The following is a 16,717-nucleotide window of genomic DNA, read 5'->3' as shown; positions in this document are numbered from 1 at the left end:
CATGACGATCAGGGTGCTGATCGCCGACGACCAGGAGATGGTGCGCGGGGCCCTGAGACGAATCCTGGGCAACCAACCGGACATCGAGGTGGTCGGCGAGGCCGGGGACGGTGTGGCGGCGCTGGAAGCCGCGCGCTCCCTGCATCCGGACGTGGCCGTCGTGGACATCCGGATGCCGCGCATGGACGGCCTGGAGCTGACAAGGCGGCTGGCCGGAGGCTCGGAGACGGCGGGCGTAAGGGTGGTCGTGGTGACGACCTTCGATCTCGACGAGTACGTCTACCCCGCGCTGCGCTATGGCGCCTCCGGCTTCCTGCTCAAACGTTCGGGGCCCGCCCTGCTGGTCGAGGCCGTGCGGGCCGCCATGGCGGGCGACAGCCTGATCAGCCCGCAGATCACGGTGCGGTTGCTGAAGCACATCACCGGAGGACCTCGGCCGGCTCCGGCGCCGCCCCTGGACACGCTGACCGAACGGGAGGTCGAGATCGCCACGGAGGTGGGCGCGGGCAAGACCAACGCCGACATCGCCCGGGAGCTCTTCATCTCGCCGGGCACGGTGAAGACCCACATCGCCAGCATCCAGCGAAAGCTTGGCGTGCGGAACCGGGTGGGCATCGCTGTCCACGCCTGGGAGATGGGCTACACGACCCACTATCGGCCCGTATGAACGCCGCCACGCGACGGCTCTCGCCGCGACTGGTGTGGAGCGTGATCGTCGCGCTACTGGTGGTGGCCCCGGCGGCGTGGCGGCTGCCGTCGGGCCTGGTCGCGGTCCCCGCCGCGGTGGCGGTGCTGGCCGCGATGGCGCGCTGGCCGTGGCCGCGGGTCACGATCGCGTCGGCGGCGGGCGTGACGTTCGCGCTTTCCCTCGTGGCAGACGCCGGTTTCCACGTGCCGAAAGCGTATGTCACCTTCTGGGCCCTGGCCGAGTACCCTGCCCTGCTCCTGCTGGCCGCACGGGTGATCCGGCGGGCGCCCGACCGGCAGGCGGCGCTGCTCGGGCCGGCGGCGGTGGCGGCGATCGTGCTGCTGCCGGCCCGGTTCCTTTTCGCCGCCCCTACTGCGGACTGGAAGGCGGTGGCGGTGGCCTGCTCGCTGTCGATCTTCCCCTGCGCGGGCGCGGTGGGCGTCGGGCTGTACCAGCGGATGCTGGACGACCGGCGGGCCAGGGCCGTGCGGCAGGCGCTGCGCGAACAGCGCCTGCGGGTGGCCGCCGACCTGCACGACTACGTGGCGCACGAGCTGACCGGCATCGTGCTGGAGACACAGGCCGTACGCCTCGACGACGATTCGCTGCCCGAGCCCTTGAGGCAGTACCTGGAGCGGATGGAGGCGTCCGGGCTGCGTGCCCTGGAGTCGATGGACCATACCGTTCAGTCGTTGCGGGTCTCCGATGAGCATGGGGCGGGCGGTCCGGCCTCGGCCGCCCGCATGCACGGGCTCGCGGATCTGCCCGAGACTGTGCGACGTTTCACCGCGGCGAGCGGAGCCGCCCGTTGCGAGCTGGACATGCCGCCCGGCCTGGCCGCCACGGTGCCGCACGTCGTCCAGGACGCCGTCCACCGCGTGGTCGTGGAGGCGCTGACGAACGTGCGGCGGCACGCCGCCGGGGCGACATGGGCGTCGGTGTCGGTGGTGCCCGTCGCGGGCGGGGGAGTGACCGTGACGGTCACCAACGGCGGCGGCACGGCGGGAACGCTGACCGCCTCCCGGGCCGGCGGGGGCTCCGGCCTCGCCGGGCTACGGACACGGATCGAGGCGCTCGGCGGGACGCTGGGGTGGGGGCCGTACGGGACGGGCTGGCAGGTGCGCGCCCTGGTGGCAGGCAGTTCGTCGACCGATATCCGCCGAACGGCCGATGTGCCCCGGTGTGAGCGTGGCCGATCATGAGCGTGCGCATCAACCGATGCCGTTACGCATGGGAGGACGTTCATGCCCCAGCCGCGAAGCCGGCCACGCCTGCGGATCGCCTGCGCCGCCGTCATCATGGCCGGCGGGCTCGTTGGCTGCTCGGTCTCGGCGAAGAGCGCCGCCCCGGAGGAGAAAGCCTTCCCCTTCAGCGGGCAGACGCTGAATGTGAAGTCGCACGATATCCCGACCGACCTGGTCGCCGCGGATCGCCATGACATCAAGGTCACCCGGTGGTTCGACCACAAACCCGGCAGTTCCACCACCCTGCGCTGGGAACTGCGGGACGAGACCCTCGATCTGGAGGCGGGCTGCACCGGTCTGGCGTTCTGCGACGCCCGCTTTCGCGTGGAGGTGCCGCGCGGTGTCAAGGTCCTTCGAGACGGCCGCGCGACCGATCTGCGAGGGTCCTAGGCTAGTGCGGGATGCCCAGATGCTCCGCGATCGCGGCGGTGTGCGGGGTGGCGGTGGGGAGCGGCGGCTGGGCGAAATATCCCGGCTTGTGGGTACGAAGCAGCAGCTCGCCGCTGCGCTCCCACAGGAAGCCCTTCCTGTTCAGCAGGCCCGCGAACACCGCGCCCGCCTTCTCCGGATCGCGCTCGGCCAGCCGCCGGATCGGCACCGGAGACACCGCGTCACCCCGCAGGTAGGCGCTGACCAGATCGCGGTAGCGCCCTCTCGCGATCAGCCGCGGATCGTCGAACACCTCCTGCAGCAGCCCGAAGTCGACGTAGTAACCCAGCCCGGCGTCCTCGTCGAAGATCAGCCCCACCGTCTCGGCCGCCGTCACGTGCTCGGGCGGTTCGAGACCTTCCGGCGGCGGCCCGCCCAGCCTGCCCGACTGGTAGGCGAGCAGCCCCCGGATCCGTTCCTTCACGTCCCGGCCTTCCAGCACGACCAGGTCCGACCCGAAGTAGGCGACGAAGCAGAGCCGCTGCGCCCGCTGCGCCTCCCTGGCCTGGGCCAGCAGTTGCGGGTTGCGGAACGCCCAGGCGGGGTTGCGCAACGTCAGGTGGGCCGCGACGGGCACCAGGGTGTCGCGGGCGTCGGCCGGGTGGACGGCGGGCGTGCCGCTGATCAGCCAGTCGGCCCCGAGCGGGACCAGCCGCCCGACCACGAACATGCCCTGACACAGCGGCTCGAACGCCCGCTCCCCCAGGTTTGAGAACACCCGGTAGACCAGTTCGTCCACGAGGTTGAACAGCAGCGCGGCGTCACGGTCGACGACCCGCACCTCGAACACGCCCTCGACGACGTCCTTCCAGCTCCGCAGGAGCTCGACGTCGAGGCGGTCGAGCCCGGACCGCTCGGCCAGGAACCGGTCGATGACCGTGCCGCCGCCCGCCAGCCGATGCTGGTGGGTGAAGTAGTCGACGGGCAGGAAGGCGGCGGCCTCGTCGGCCGGGGGCAGGTCGCCGTGGAACCGGTCGAGCACCTCGCCCAGCTCGCGCGCGAACCGTCCGGAGGTGGCGTAGTGGACCAGCTCGGCCTTCAGCTCGACGGCCCGTGCCAGCTTGCTCATCATCACTCCTAGTGTTCGGAGTGACACTAACCGTCCCAACCCGGCTCACGCCGGCACTTCCCGCAACTGGCCGTCGCGCTCAGCGGACGGCCAGGAGGGCGGCGGCGAGGGCTGCCTCGACGATCAGGTAGAAGACCGTGGGATAGAACCGCGACGGACGCTCGACGACCATCGAGACGATCCGGCCGGCGGCCATGCCTGCCAGCGCGAGCGCCACCGCGACCAGCACGCCGTCACGCAGCCGCCCGATGTCGAGCGCGGCCAGGGTGAGCGCCAGGGCCGTCGCCAGCCCGAACCCTCCGTACACGGCCCTGATCTCGTTGCGGCTGTCGGCGGAGGGCGCCGTGCCGCCGAAGGGGGCCACCAGGGACGCCGGTGCGACGAGGCCGTAGATGCCCATCCCGGCGAACAGCACCGCCACCGCGCCGATGATCACCTGGTCCACGGGCGCTCCGTTCGGGGTTCCACGTCAGGGATCGTCGCCGATCAACCATCCGTCGTCGATTACCCGGCAGGTAATCATGACGGCCCCGTGCCCGTGGCGGCGGCCGGTGCAGGGTCAGACCGGCCGCCGCCCGGAGGTCAGCGCGCGGCTGTCCCCGGCGGGCAGTTCTCGCACCTATCGGCGGTGCACTTCGGGCAGGACGGTGCGGGATCGACGCAGACCTTGACCCCGTCGGTGTTGTTGGCCGGGTCGAGATCCAGCTCGTTCCCACCGACCGTGGCGGTGTTGATCTTCTCCCCGGTCGTCGTGGCCTTGGCGTGGATGGTCAGCGTGGCCGTGCCGCCGCTGGCGAGCGCGCCCACCTTCCACGTCCCGCCGTCCGCGTCGTAGACGCCGACGGACGGTGTCGCCGAGACGAAGACGAGACCAGGCGGCAGCAGGTCCTTGACGGCGACGCCGGTGGCGTCGTTGGGCCCGGCGTTGCGGACGGCCAGACGGTAGGTGACGGTCTGGCCGACGGTGGTCCTGGTCTGGTCGGCGGACTTGACCACGCTCAGGTCGACCGCCGGGTTGACCTTGGTGACGGCGTCACCGGACGTCGAGGTCAGCGGCTCAGGGGTCGGGCCGAGCTGGTTCTCGTAGCTGACCGAGCCCTGGTTGCTGAGCTGCTTGCCCGCGACGTCCCGGCCGACCTTCACCCGGAACTCCACCGTGGTGCCGTCCGGCAGGTTCGTGGAGTTGGGCAGCCGGCCTCCCGCCGTGGCGGTCGCGCCGTTCCCGAGCGTGAAGGACACCTTGCCGGTCGCGGGGTCGAAACCGCCCTGGTCGTCGCCGGGCTGGTCGGTCTTGACGCCGGTGTTGGGGCCGTCCAGGACGCGGAGCGAGCCGGGCACGTAGGTGGACCCCGCCGGAATGGCGTCGGTGAGCCGCACGTTCTCCGCGACGCCTCCGCCCTTGTTGACGGCGGTCAGCCGGTAGGTGACGACGTCCCCGACGTCGACCGGTCCCTGGGGGATCGCGGCCTTGGTGACGATGACGCAGGGCGCGGTGCCGAAGAAGACGTCGTCCAGGAAGTTGCCGATGCTCCTGCTCCCACCGGCCGCCGCGAGCGAACGGAAGGCGAACCTGGTGGTCGTCTGGTTCGCCGGGACGGTGTAGCTGCCGGTGTAGGTGCCCCAGCTCCCGGTGCCGTCAGACATGATCGCCTGCCGCACGGGCGACGCGGGTGCGCCGATGTCCAGGGTCATCGTGTCGGTGCCCAGGCGGCCACGGTGTGACAGCCGCCAGTAGAGCTTGGCACCCGGGGTGGTCGGGTGGTCCTGGTAGAGGGTCGAGACCTGGTTCGCGTTCAGCTCGGCGAACTGCTTGCCGCTCACGGGCGGGGTGCCGGTGGGGTTGGGCGGGCCGTTCCAGAGCTCGATCATGTGGTCGGTCGCGGTCGTCCGCCAGCCCTGTACGGCGTTCGGGCTGTTCTGCGAGGCGTCGGGGAAGAAGTTCACCGAGCCACCGGTGACGCCCGGCTGTTCGAAGCCGCCGTTGACCAGCGCCACCTGCTCCGGGCAGGTCGCCGGGTTCGGCTCGGCCCGTACGGCCGTCCGGACAGGTTCCGCCTGCGCGGCGTCGGCCCTGGTGGCGCCGAACAGCGTCAGCGGGACGGCCACCATCGCCAGTGCGGTGGCCGGGTAACACATCCGGGGGATGTGCCTCATGGGCATGGTTCCTCTCGTCTGGCAGCGAACTGCCTCCATCCACCAGGCCGTGAAGATCGGCTGGTGCTGAACGGCAGATTTGCCTGACGGATCGGATGACAGCGTGCGACACGAGCCGCCGTTCCAAGACTTGGCACGACATTGCTCCGCATGGACGCTCCGGAGGGGAGATCAAGATCTAATCGACGGCCCAGGCGGTGGGCCGCCGGCAGGGCTCCGCGATCGACCGCGCGTGGCGGGAGGGCTGCACCGGTTCAGCTGATCGACGCGCGGTTGCGGTAGGCGCGGGTCTTCATCCGGTTGCCGCAGCCCGCGGTGGAGCACCAGCGACCGTTGCGCGGCTTGGCATGGTCGTAGAAGATCCAGCGGCAGTCGGGTGCCGCGCACTCCTTCATCCGCGCCCAGGACCCGTCAGCCGAGGCGACGACGACGCCGGCCAGCAGGTTCGCGAGCGTGCCCGCGACCCCGTCGTCAACCGCGCCGAGGCCGAGCGTGCCGTCGCCGCCCGAGCGCGCCCGTAGCGGTAGCGCCGCGCCCACCTGATCGAGCTCCGCGGCGACGTCCGGGTCGAGCTCGCCCGTCCGGTTGGCACGGGCCATGGCCCGGAGCGTTCGGCGCAGCGCGACGGCCAGTTCGTACTGTGCCGGCTCGCACACGCCGAGCCACCGCGCGAGCTCGTCATCAGGCTCGCGCCCGCCGAAGGTCCGCAGGTCGCAGGTGTTGAGGAACTCGAACACCGTGACCAGCCCGGCCGGCACGCGGTGATGCTCCGCGGCCGGCTTCTCCCTGTCCCACCCCATGTCGACACCACCTAACGGGTTAAGTATAGTCCGACACCGGCAAAGACGTTTACTACGGTACATGGGGAGCGATGGCCATCCATACGAAACCAACTCCTGGCCTGCCGGCGTTGGGGGGCGTCCTCGGCTTCGGCGCGTTCCTCGCTCTGCTCAACAGCACGGTCGTGGTCGTGGGGATCGATCGGCTCTCCGGTGAGCTGGCGGCGCCGCTCGGCCAGATCCAGTGGGTCAGCACCGCCTACCTGCTGGCTCTCGCGGTGGCCATCCCGGTGGCCGGCTGGGGCGCCGACCGCTTCGGCGGCAGGACGCTCTGGCTGGCCGCGCTGGGCGTCTACCTGGCGGGCAGCGTGCTGGCCACCGTCGCCGACTCCGTCACGCTGCTCGTGGCGGCCCGGGTGGTGCAGGGATTCGGCGCCGGCATGCTCGAACCGATCATGCTGGCGATGCTCACCACGGCGGCCGGCCCGCACCGGGTGACCAGGGTGCTCAGCCTGATCCAGATCCCGATCACGCTCGCGCCGGCGCTCGGCCCGCTGGTCGGCGGGCTGATCGTCGACCAGCTCTCCTGGCACTGGCTGTTCGGGATGAACCTGCCGCTGGGACTGCTGGCGCTGGGCCTGTCGCTGTGGATACTGCCCCGCGACCGCCCCGACGCCACCCTGGCGCGCCTGGACGTCCTCGGCCTGCTGCTGCTCTCGCCCGGCCTCGCGGTGCTGCTCTACGGTCTCACCCGCGCCGGTGAGGGCTCCGCCGCCGGCCCGGTCGCGATCATCGTGCCGGTGCTGGCCGGCGTGGCGCTCCTGGCCGGCTACACGACACACGCGCTCAGGCGCGGCCCTGGCGCGCTGATCGACATCCGGCTGTTCGCGGGCGCGAGGTTCACGGCGTCCGGGCTCATCGCGGGCCTGTTCGGCGCGTCCGTGTACGGGATGATGTTCCTGCTCCCGCTCTTCGTCCAGCAGGCGAACGGCGCCGCTGCCTGGGCGGCCGGTCTGCAGCTCGCCCCGCAGGGCGTCGGGACGATCCTGGTGCTGCCGTTCGTCGCCGCGCTGAGCGCGCGTTTCGGCACCAGAGCCACGGTGGCGGCCGGGATGTCGCTGGCCGCGCTCGGCACGCTGCCCTTCGCGCTCGACGGCGCGTCCACCGGACTGCTCGCCGTGTCGTTGCTGGTCCGCGGGGCCGGGCTCGGCATCGTGCTCGGGCCCGCGCTGGCCGCCGCCTTCGGCTCCATCAGGCCGGACGCCACCGCCAGGGCCAGCAGCGCCCTGGTGGCACTGATCCAGCTCGGCGGTGCGGCCGGCACCGCGCTCCTCGCGGTCGTGCTGCAACGGCAGCCCGCCGGCGCCGGTGCGGCCGCGTTCGGAAACACGTTCTGGTGGGCTCTGGCGATCTGCGTGCTCGGCGCGCTGCTCGCCCTTCGCCTGCCCGGAAAGATCAACGACAGGAAGGAAACACATGTCTGAGAACGCCAAGGTCGCGGTGGTCACCGGTGCCAGCAAGGGCATCGGGCTGGCCGTGGTGCGGGCGCTGGCCGAAGACGGCTACCGGGTGGCCGCTGGGGCGCGCACGGTCAGCGCGGAACTGAAGGAGCACGCGGCACTCGCCGTCGAGGTCGATCTGGCCACGCCCGACGGCCCCGGATGGTTCGTCAACGCGGTGCTCGGCGAGTTCGCCGGGATCGACCTGCTGGTGAACAACGTCGGCGGGGCCGGGCCACGGCCCGGCGGGTTCCTGTCGGCCACCGACGAGGACTGGCAGCAGACCTTCGATCTGACCCTGTGGAGCGCCGTGCGGGCCACCAGGGCCGCGCTGCCGAGCATCGTGGCGCGGCGCGGCCAGGTGGTGAACATCGGCTCGGTCAACTCACGCCTGGCGCTGCCGTTCCTGGTGGACTACTCGGCCGCCAAGGCGGCGCTGGCCAACCTCGGCAAGGCGCTCGCCGAGGAGTTCGGGCCGCAGGGGGTGCGGGTCAACACGATCGCCCCCGGCCCGGTGCGCACCTCGGTCTGGACGGAACCCGGCGGCACCGGAGACGCGCTGGCAGGCCAGGCAGGCATGCCGCTCGAGGACTTCGTCTCGAACGTCCCGGCCGCGACCAACCTGTCGACCGGGCAGATGACCGAGCCGGACGAGGTCGCCGCGCTGGTGGCGTTCCTCGCCTCCGGGAAGGCGCCGAACATCAGCGGCTCGGAGCTGGTCATCGACGGCGGCATGCTGAAGCAGGTCTAGCCGGTTCCGGTGTCGCCTTCCCCGGAAGGCGACACCGCGTCCGCCGGATGCCCTGTCACGCGACCTTGGAGGAGGGCGCCGTCCTCACGGCGCTGCTGACGGGCCAGGGGCAGCTCGCAGGGCGGTACCGCGGGTGAAATAACCGCAGCTCCGCCGCTGTTGCCAGGCAATGACCCGACAACCAGGTCGGTCCCCTGCTCGTTGCCCGCAACGAAAGGCTGTTCCCCATGACTTTCCCTCTCTCCATCCTTGACCTGGCGCACATCGGCGACGGAGAGACGGCGGGCGACAGCCTGAGCCACAGCCTGGTCATGGCCCAGCGCGCTGAGGAACTCGGCTACCAGCGCATCTGGTACGCCGAACACCACAACATGGCCGGCATCGCGTCCTCGGCGACGAGTGTCCTCATCGCCCACGTGGCCGCGCACACCCGGACGATCCGCCTCGGATCCGGCGGCGTCATGCTCCCCAACCACTCCCCGCTGACCATCGCGGAGCAGTTCGGAACCCTGGAAACGCTGCACCCGGGGCGTATCGACCTCGGCCTCGGCCGGGCGCCGGGCAGCGACCAGCAGACCATGCGGGCGCTGCGCCGCACCCCGGCGTCCGCCGACAGCTTCCCGCAGGACGTCCTGGAACTGCAGGGGTACCTGACGGGCGAGTCGCGGATCCCGGGCGTCGACGCGACACCGGGGAAGGGCACCGACGTGCCGCTGTACATCCTCGGCTCCTCGCTGTTCGGCGCCCAGCTCGCCGCCGCGCTCGGGCTCCCGTACGCCTTCGCCTCCCACTTCGCCCCGGACGCCCTGGAAGAGGCCGTCGCCGTCTACCGGCGCGAGTTCAAGCCGTCCGCGCAGCTGGAGCGCCCGTACGTCATCGCGGGCGTCAACGTCATCGCCGCCGACACCGCGGACGAGGCCCAGGAGCAGTTCCTGGCGGCGAAGCGCACCCGGGTGGCCCGCTTCCTCGCCCGCGACAGGAAGCTCACCCAGGAGGAGGCCGACCTCATCCTCGCCTCCCCGGCCGGCCAGCAGGTCCTGCACATGATGAAGTACTCGGCCGTCGGCACCCCCGACGAGGTGGCGGAGTACCTCGACCGGTTCGCCGGGCACGCCCAGGCCGACGAGCTGATCGTCGCCTCCGCGGCCCCCGACAGGAAGGCCTGGCTCCGCTCCCTCGAACTTCTGGCAGCCGCCCACGGCCTGACCCCCGCCTGACGTCGCCGTCCCCGTGAGCTCGGCGGGCGGCCCCGACCAACACGCGGTAAACCGTCGATGAACTCTCATGATCACTTGCGGAGATCGTCGGCGCCTCCTCACTAGGCTCTCGACAGCGCCATCGACGACCCTGTCGTGCTGAGAGCGGGAGGCCGCCGCGGATGAAGGACCAGCCCTCGGAACAGCCGGACTTCCTGGACCGGTTCGCCGCCGTGCGGGAGACCGGCACGGCCGCGGACGGCCTGGTCAAGGTAGAGGTCGACGGCACCAGCGACCTCGTCGGGCTGGTGATCGACCCGCGGGCGATGCGCCTGTCGTCGGACGAGCTGGCCGCCGCGATCAGGGCGGCCTTCGGCCAGGCCAGGTTCGCGGCCCAGGAGCGGGCGACGGACGCCATCCCCGCCGCCCTGCAGCAGGACTCGCCCGAGCTGGACGCCATGCTCCGAGAGATCAGAGCCGACGCCCAGACCAGCATGAACGAGATCCTCGTCGTCGCGAACGAGTTGTCCATGAGGCTGGACCGGCTGATGCGTCCGTCCTCGTGACTGTGGGAGTGGAAGACGTGCATGACGACCTGCGGGTTGTCTTCGGCAGCCGGCTCGCCTCGGCGGGCGCGCTGTCGGAGACCGCCGACCGGCTCGAACGCGCCATGCAGGGGTCGCTCGGCGGCGCCGGGCGGGCGGCGGCCACCGGCAGCCCCGACCGGCCGGGCGCGGAGTTCGACGCCGAGTTCGCGGGACTGACCGACCTGATGCAGGGCGCGTTCGGCGCCACCGCCGAGCGCCTGCGTGACATCGCGGCGCGCACGGCGCGGTCGGAGACGACCTTCGCCCAGGCCGAGCAGGCCAACGAGGAGGCCGTGAACCGGCTGCGTGCCGTCGGCGAGGCGCCATGAGCTGGGAACTGCCGTCCGAGCTGCGCGTGGTGCACAACCTCGTCGCCGGCGACGCCCCGTGGCCGCGCTCGGACGAGCTGCCACGCCTGCAAGGGGCCGGCTCGTGGATGGAGCTCGCCTCCGCCGCCCAGGAGGGCCGGGCCCAGGCGGCCCCCGCCGCCGAGCACGTGCGGGCGGCCGGCAACCACAGCGACGACCTCTACCTGTTCGAAAGCTCGCTCGGCGACGAGCAGAAGCGGATGGACGACGGTTTCCTGGCCAGCGCCCTGGTCGGCACCGGAACGACCACGATGGTGGTGATCAGGACGGCGTGGAAGTACTTCGTCTTCGTCACCCTCCTGTTGCTGCTGGTCGAGCTCGTCGCGGCGTTCCGAAGCGGCCCGGGGCTCGGAGCCCTGATCGCCAGGTTGCGGATCCTGCGGAGACGCAAGGCGCTCGGCTCGGCCCTCGGCCAGGTGGAGCGCGGCATCGCCACCCGCTCGGTAGCTGCCCTCCGGCGGGCGAAGCGCATCCTGGCCCTCGCCGCGATCGCCACCGCCGCGCCCACGGCCCTGGTAGCGATCAAGGCCGTGTCGCTCAAACCCTGGGACGACAACTCGCAGGCGCGGGAGGACGCCGAGGCGATCCTGAAGCAGACCCCCGAAGGACGGGCGGCGCTCGCCTACGCCAAGGAGCACGGCATCACCACGCTCTACCAGAGCCGCTACAACATGAGCTGGTCCGACTACGACCGGAACCTCAACGTGATCCGCGTCCAGGGGTCCGACACCGCCACCCCCGAAGCGCTCGCCGGGGAGTTCGTCCGTCAGGTGCACATGGCCAGGACCCGTTGGGGCCCGAGCCCGGTCACCAAGGACTTCGCCGAATACAGCGAGGCGAGGGACGACGAGGAGAAAGCGGCCGACCAGGCGGCCTATCGCATGGGCAGCCAGCTCGGCCACGAGCAGGCCGCCCGTGAGACCTACCTCGAGGACGACGGAGGCAGCTACCACCGGCACCGGCAGGAGTACGACAAGGGGCAGCGGGAGTCGATGCTGGAGGTTCCGTTCAGGCTCTTCAACGACGGCCCGCTCGACCTCGCTTGAGCGCAGGTGGTGCAGGTTTAGAGCCTTGCAATTCCCCGCAAGGCGGTTGAAAGCGACCCGTCGGACAGTGCGGTCAACTCACCAGAAGGGACCGCCCCGATGACGATCACCCGCACCCTGACCGGTCTGGCCATCACCGCCGCCCTCGTCTCGATCGCGCCCGCCGCCGCCCAGGCCGCGACGACCAACTCCGGCGCCGGCCAGACGGCGGCCGGGCCGTGGGGCCCGTACTACGCCCCCGGAAACAAGGCCAAGGCGGCGGGCACCCTGACGGCCACCGGCGAGGACCACGCGGACATCCCGGCCGCCGACACCGTGAAGATCTCCGGCAAGGCGTACGACTACACCCGCGCCACCTCCACCTGCGGCTGGGCGGTCTTCCGCATCACCTACCGCGACTCCACGAACAACCTGCCCTTCAAGCACCACAGTGTCCGCGCCTGCTCGTACCGCGTGGCCAAGCCGTTCTCGTTCACGTACCACGACGTGTACCAGGTCGAGCTGAAGGTCTGCGCCGAGGGCAAGGCCGCCAAGCCGTCGGTCAACTGCCTGTACGAGGGCACCTGGAAGACCCTCTACCTGTCGAAGTAGTCCAGTCCGCGACCAGGCGACCGCCCGGTGGACCTCCGGGACGTACTCCGTGCCGTGCGCCTGCCGGAGCGGGACGCCGGGCGAGCTGTCGGTGGAGCTCGTCAGCGAGCAACCAACCGTTTGGCGAATCAGTTGATCCATCGGCAGCTGACGAAACGCGGTCGACTTCCGCCGCTCTCCTCGGAACACTCGTATCCCGGCCTGCCCGCCGGCAGGCGAGCCGTCGCGCCGGCAACGAAGGGCACGCGGATTCGATCTGCTGGCGGTTCAGGCGCACGCCTTCTCCTGGCACGTCCCGCCTCTGATCGAAGCGGCGAACGCGCTCCCTCTGGACACGTCACACGAGGACCTGCGGTGGTCCGCCGCACACGCGCTCGCCACGATCTGCGACGACGAGCGCGTGCTCGTCCCGCTGCCGCGTTTCGCCGCTGATCCGGACTCCGACGTCCGCTGGCAGGTGGCGCGCGGCATTCCGATCGTCGTCGACCCGCTGCCCGACGACCCGGTGCGGGTGCTGCCGGTGTTGGAGCGCGTGCTCGCCGATCCGGACGTGGGCGACCTCTACGTCGAGGCTGCGGCGGCGTCGGGCGACCCGCGGCTCCTGCCGCTCCTGCGGAAACTCAAGGCCGACGGCTGGCAGGACGACGAACCGTGGCCCGAGCTCCTCGACCAGGCCCTGAAGTCCTGCACACCGCCGGCTTGATCGTCCTGTTCGCGGGCGAGGGCCTTTCAGGTCGCCGTGGGCGTGCGGTGGTGGATTTCGCCGTAGCGTTCGCGGGAGATCCGGAGAGATCGCTTTGCCCGGAGGTTGCCCCTCGGGGCGGGCCGGATGACCTGCGTCGGGCCCCATCACACAGCGCGACGAACCGTCACCGGAAAAGGTTCGGCCCGACCGTGAGGACCGTCAAACGTCCGGCAAGTTCTCCGGGGGCATCGGAAATCATGGGCGCGGAGCCCTAAAAATAGGGCCACGCGCGACGCCGCCACCGACACCGTTTTCCGGTTCAGGACCGGTGCTTTCCGTTGGCGTCGAGGCCCTGTGGCCCGCCTTGACACGCAGTTGAGGCGGGGGTTGTCTGATAAACGACACCGAAGACGGTGGGCTTTACCTCTGGCGGAGAAACCTATGGCGACCTACGAGTATCGCTGCCCCGAGTGCGGGCGGTTCGAGGTGCACCTGCCGATAGGAACCGCCACGGCGGTTCATGACTGCCCCCGGTGCCACTACGCGGCCCATCGCGTCTTCTCCCCTCCCTACCTCAGCCAGGTGCCCTCGGCGGTCTCCGCCGCGCTCGTCCGGGAGGAGCAGAGCCAGGAGGCGCCCGACGTCGTCACGGGCGTGCCCGCCCAGCGCCGCCCGCAGCCGCCGCACCCGGCGCTGCCTCACCTGCCCCGGCCCTGATCAGCACCCCTGATCAACAGAACAACGCGTCCACGTGCGAGGAGAGCTCCACGCTGTCCGGATGCGGGGCCTCCTGTCGCGGGCCGACCCGGCGTTGGACGATGCCGCCAACCGGAAGCAGGAGGAGGTGCGTCGCTGATGGGAGCCGTCGGACTGCTCTACGTCGGCGCAGTCCTCTTCCTGAACGGGATGATGCTCCTGAAGAAGGTTGAGCCGCGCGCGGCGGGCGTCTTCAACCTCTTCGTCGGAGGCATGCAGGTGGTCACGCCCACCGTGCTGATCATCGCCAACCTCAGCAGGCCGGCCGAGATCCTCGGCGCGTCGGGGATCTACCTCTTCGGTTTCACCTACCTCTACGTCGGAGTCAACCTGCTGGGCGGGTTCGACTCCACCGGGGTGGGCTACTTCTCCCTGTTCGTGGCCATCATGGCGCTCGGATATTCGTACGCGAACTTCCGCCTCCTCGGCGACCCCGCGTTCGGCGTCATCTGGCTCTACTGGTCCTTCCTGTGGTTCCTCTTCTTCGTGGTGCTGGGTCTGAAACGGACGCAGATCAGCAGATACACCGGCTGGGTCACGGCGATCCAGGGGTGGGTGACGGGGGCGATCCCCGCCTTCCTGATCCTCACCGGCTACTGGCGAAACCCGAGCCTCTACGCGATCATCCTCGCCGTGTTCGGCGTGGTCGTCTTCGCCGGGCTCTGGCCGCTCACACGCGAACGCGAACCCGCGGCGGCGACGCCGAGCGAGGAGATGGGCGGCCGTGACCGTACGCATCGCCCCCGGTGGACGTGAGGGGAGGTGATGCGACACGTCAACGCCTGAGGGGACCACGATCAGAGAAGGGCATTCATCATGCCGCATGTGGTATTCAGCATCGACCAATCGATGTCCATGCGCGACCAGAAAATACCGGGTCACAACCGGTGGCACCCGGACATTCCGGTAGCCGACATGGTGCGTCCCGGAGACGAGTTCCGCATCGAGTGCAGGGACTGGACCGACGCCCAGATCGGCAACAACGACTCCGCGAACGACGTACGGGACGTCGACCTGACCGTCCCGCACGTACTGAGCGGGCCCATCGGGGTGGAAGGGGCCGAACCAGGCGACCTCCTGGTCGTCGACGTCCTCGACCTCGGCCCGGTTCCACAGCAGGTCGGGCAGGTGTCAGGACAGGGTTGGGGCTACACCGGCGTGTTCGCCAAGGCGAACGGCGGCGGTTTCCTGACGGACTACTTCCCTGACGCCTACAAGGCGATCTGGGACTTCCACGGGATGGCCGCCACGTCCCGCCACCTGCCAGGTGTGCGGTACACCAGCATCACCCACCCTGGGCTCTTCGGCACCGCGCCGTCGGCCGACCTGCTCGCCGCCTGGAACCGGCGGGAGCGGGCTCTCATCGACACCGACCCGCAACGGGTCCCGCCGCTCGGCCTGCCGCCGGTGGCCGACAACGTCATGGCCGGCACCGCGAGCGCCGAGGTGATGCAGCGGGTCGCCGCCGAGGGCGCCCGCACCGTTCCGGCACGGGAGAACGGCGGAAACCAGGACATCAAGAACTTCACCCGCGGATCCAGGGTCTTCTTCCCTGTTCTCGTGAAGGACGCCAAGCTTTCCGGAGGTGACCTGCACTTCAGCCAGGGTGACGGCGAGATCACCTTCTGTGGCGCGATCGAGATGGGCGGTTTCATCGACCTCCACGTCGACCTCATCAAGGGCGGCATGGAGAAGTACGGCATCACCACCAACCCGGTCTTCATGCCGGGGAACGTCGAGCCCCGGTACTCCGAGTTCCTCTCGTTCATCGGGATCTCGGTCGACCACGACACCGACACCAACTACTACCTCGACGCGACGGTGGCCTACCGCAGGGCCTGCCTCAACGCCGTCGAGTACCTCAAGAGGTGGGGCTACAGCGGAGAGCAGGCGTACCTGCTGCTCGGCTCGGCCCCGATCGAGGGGCGAGTCAGCGGGATCGTCGACATTCCCAACGCATGCTGCTCGCTCTACCTGCCCACAGCGATCTTCGACTTCGACGTACGTCCCAACCCGGAGGGACCGGTCAGGAAGGAGCGTGGACGGTGCGCCGTGTCGAGCTGACCGCCGCGACGTGACGGACCAGCCGGCGCGAGAAGCCCTGCCCGGGGCCAACCGGGCAGGGTCTTAATATTTCGACAAAAACTCCCCCACGCTTCTTCGCTCACGCCGAAAAGCGCACCGATCGCCCAGAAATTCCGGCCCGAGCGGCGTTCCGCTCCGCAGGCAGCTTTTTACCGGCGCACCGCCTGTCACTGCGTTAACGGTCAACGGACGAAGAACGCGCAAAAGCACAGTTATCCTCGCATGTAGCCCCACAAACCCCGACGTCCAGCGAACCGTGGCGCCCGCAGAGCATGGGGGGCGCTTCAGTTCGAAAGGTTGATCTATGAACAACGACGCCGTGTGGGTCCGAGGCGTGACAGGCATCCAGCTGCACCACACCACAGACCTCCAGGACGCCAGCCGATTCCTGGGCAACGCGGTGATGGCGCTGCGTGCCGCGCACGTCCGAACCGGCGACGACCGCTACTCCGACCTCGCCGCCCAGCTCAGGGCCATGGCGGCGGAGACGCGGACGCTGGAGTCCCAGGCCCGGGCGCGCATGCACGGGCTGCACTCGGCCGATCCCGAGCAGTTCGTCCGCTGCCGCGAAGGCGAAGAGCCCTGGCCCGACGAGATCCAGGCGGGGTTCGTCCCGCGTCACACCTGCAAGGACCAGTGCCTCTACCACGACCACGACGTCCTCGACGCCATCATGCAGTGCACCTGCGGGCAGCCCCCGTGCCGCGCGTGCGTCATCGGCGGCGCGCCGTAAGACACACCGCAGGCCCGGTCCGTGAGGGAACCGGGCCTGGGTGGGCGTGACGTGGTC

The 16,717-nt window shown here is 70.3% G+C and carries 19 protein-coding genes; 15 read left to right on the top strand and 4 right to left on the bottom strand.

Annotation, left to right across the window (positions count from 1 at the left end; translation table 11 throughout):
- The first annotated feature begins 1 nt into the window (after window position 1).
- Genes ABT294_RS36120 through ABT294_RS36110 form a run of 3 tightly spaced genes read left to right on the top strand, consistent with a single transcriptional unit; the run spans window position 2 to window position 2,322 of the window.
- Window positions 2-667 (top strand): response regulator transcription factor, encoded by a 666-nt coding sequence (locus ABT294_RS36120; RefSeq protein ID WP_350810825.1) that lies wholly within the window; start codon window positions 2-4, stop codon window positions 665-667.
- Window positions 664-1,890 (top strand): sensor histidine kinase, encoded by a 1,227-nt coding sequence (locus ABT294_RS36115; RefSeq protein ID WP_350810824.1) that lies wholly within the window; start codon window positions 664-666, stop codon window positions 1,888-1,890. The genes ABT294_RS36120 and ABT294_RS36115 overlap by 4 nt, the downstream gene beginning before the upstream one ends.
- A 42-nt stretch (window positions 1,891-1,932) precedes the next feature.
- Entirely contained in the window at window positions 1,933-2,322 is a 390-nt protein-coding gene (locus ABT294_RS36110) for a hypothetical protein (RefSeq protein WP_350810823.1), read from the top strand.
- Between the two features lies 1 nt (window position 2,323).
- Here the strand turns inward: ABT294_RS36110 and ABT294_RS36105 are convergent, their stop codons facing one another.
- The 4 genes from ABT294_RS36105 to ABT294_RS36090 form a co-directional block, all read right to left on the bottom strand.
- A complete protein-coding gene (locus ABT294_RS36105) occupies window positions 2,324-3,430 on the bottom strand; it encodes a hypothetical protein (RefSeq protein WP_350810822.1) in 1,107 nt (368 codons plus the stop codon).
- A 79-nt stretch (window positions 3,431-3,509) separates the two neighbouring features.
- On the bottom strand, window positions 3,510-3,875 hold the full coding sequence (locus tag ABT294_RS36100; RefSeq protein ID WP_350810821.1) for a DUF4345 family protein: 366 nt from the start codon (window positions 3,873-3,875) through the stop codon (window positions 3,510-3,512).
- Between the two features lie 137 nt (window positions 3,876-4,012).
- Window positions 4,013-5,584, bottom strand: coding sequence for a CLIPPER-2 domain-containing protein (locus ABT294_RS36095; RefSeq protein WP_350810820.1), 1,572 nt, complete (start codon window positions 5,582-5,584; stop codon window positions 4,013-4,015).
- Window positions 5,585-5,838: 254 nt separating this feature from the next.
- A complete protein-coding gene (locus tag ABT294_RS36090) occupies window positions 5,839-6,384 on the bottom strand; it encodes a CGNR zinc finger domain-containing protein (RefSeq protein ID WP_350810819.1) in 546 nt (181 codons plus the stop codon).
- A 71-nt stretch (window positions 6,385-6,455) separates the two neighbouring features.
- On the opposite strand from ABT294_RS36090, the gene ABT294_RS36085 reads away from it, so the two are divergent.
- The 12 genes from ABT294_RS36085 to ABT294_RS36030 all read left to right on the top strand — a co-directional run bounded on the left by ABT294_RS36085 (window position 6,456) and on the right by ABT294_RS36030 (window position 16,660).
- Window positions 6,456-7,847, top strand: a complete 1,392-nt coding sequence (locus ABT294_RS36085) for a DHA2 family efflux MFS transporter permease subunit (protein ID WP_350810818.1) — start codon at window positions 6,456-6,458, stop codon at window positions 7,845-7,847.
- Window positions 7,840-8,613: an SDR family NAD(P)-dependent oxidoreductase gene (locus ABT294_RS36080; protein ID WP_350810817.1), complete on the top strand. Its 774-nt coding sequence runs from the start codon at window positions 7,840-7,842 to the stop codon at window positions 8,611-8,613. Before ABT294_RS36085 ends, ABT294_RS36080 begins: the two co-directional genes overlap by 8 nt.
- 227 nt (window positions 8,614-8,840) lie before the next feature.
- Window positions 8,841-9,830 carry an LLM class flavin-dependent oxidoreductase gene (locus tag ABT294_RS36075; protein ID WP_350810816.1) on the top strand — a complete coding sequence of 330 codons (990 nt, stop codon included), beginning with the start codon at window positions 8,841-8,843 and terminating at the stop codon, window positions 9,828-9,830.
- Window positions 9,831-9,991: 161 nt separating this feature from the next.
- Window positions 9,992-10,375, top strand: a complete 384-nt coding sequence (locus tag ABT294_RS36070; RefSeq protein ID WP_350810815.1) for a YbaB/EbfC family nucleoid-associated protein — start codon at window positions 9,992-9,994, stop codon at window positions 10,373-10,375.
- Window positions 10,376-10,392: 17 nt separating this feature from the next.
- A complete protein-coding gene (locus ABT294_RS36065; protein WP_350810814.1) occupies window positions 10,393-10,725 on the top strand; it encodes a hypothetical protein in 333 nt (110 codons plus the stop codon).
- Window positions 10,722-11,810: a hypothetical protein gene (locus ABT294_RS36060; protein WP_350810813.1), complete on the top strand. Its 1,089-nt coding sequence runs from the start codon at window positions 10,722-10,724 to the stop codon at window positions 11,808-11,810. The genes ABT294_RS36065 and ABT294_RS36060 overlap by 4 nt, the downstream gene beginning before the upstream one ends.
- Window positions 11,811-11,909: 99 nt before the next feature.
- Complete coding sequence (locus ABT294_RS36055) at window positions 11,910-12,401, top strand: hypothetical protein (protein WP_350810812.1); 492 nt, start codon at window positions 11,910-11,912, stop codon at window positions 12,399-12,401.
- Window positions 12,402-12,801: 400 nt separating this feature from the next.
- Entirely contained in the window at window positions 12,802-13,104 is a 303-nt protein-coding gene (locus tag ABT294_RS50910; RefSeq protein ID WP_502912193.1) for a hypothetical protein, read from the top strand.
- Between the two features lie 423 nt (window positions 13,105-13,527).
- Window positions 13,528-13,803 carry an FmdB family zinc ribbon protein gene (locus ABT294_RS36045; RefSeq protein WP_350810811.1) on the top strand — a complete coding sequence of 92 codons (276 nt, stop codon included), beginning with the start codon at window positions 13,528-13,530 and terminating at the stop codon, window positions 13,801-13,803.
- Between the two features lie 138 nt (window positions 13,804-13,941).
- Window positions 13,942-14,598 (top strand): AmiS/UreI family transporter, encoded by a 657-nt coding sequence (locus tag ABT294_RS36040; protein WP_350810810.1) that lies wholly within the window; start codon window positions 13,942-13,944, stop codon window positions 14,596-14,598.
- 60 nt (window positions 14,599-14,658) lie between these two features.
- On the top strand, window positions 14,659-15,906 hold the full coding sequence (fmdA, locus tag ABT294_RS36035) for a formamidase (protein WP_350810809.1): 1,248 nt from the start codon (window positions 14,659-14,661) through the stop codon (window positions 15,904-15,906).
- A 325-nt stretch (window positions 15,907-16,231) separates the two neighbouring features.
- Window positions 16,232-16,660, top strand: coding sequence for a hypothetical protein (locus ABT294_RS36030; RefSeq protein ID WP_350810808.1), 429 nt, complete (start codon window positions 16,232-16,234; stop codon window positions 16,658-16,660).
- Window positions 16,661-16,717 lie beyond the last annotated feature (57 nt).

Origin of the sequence: Nonomuraea sp. NPDC000554 (genome assembly GCF_040300065.1) — a bacterium.
Taxonomy (GTDB): Bacteria; Actinomycetota; Actinomycetes; order Streptosporangiales; family Streptosporangiaceae; genus Nonomuraea.
Note: the sequence above shows the minus strand (reverse complement) of the source record. Positions and strands in the feature narration are given on the sequence as shown.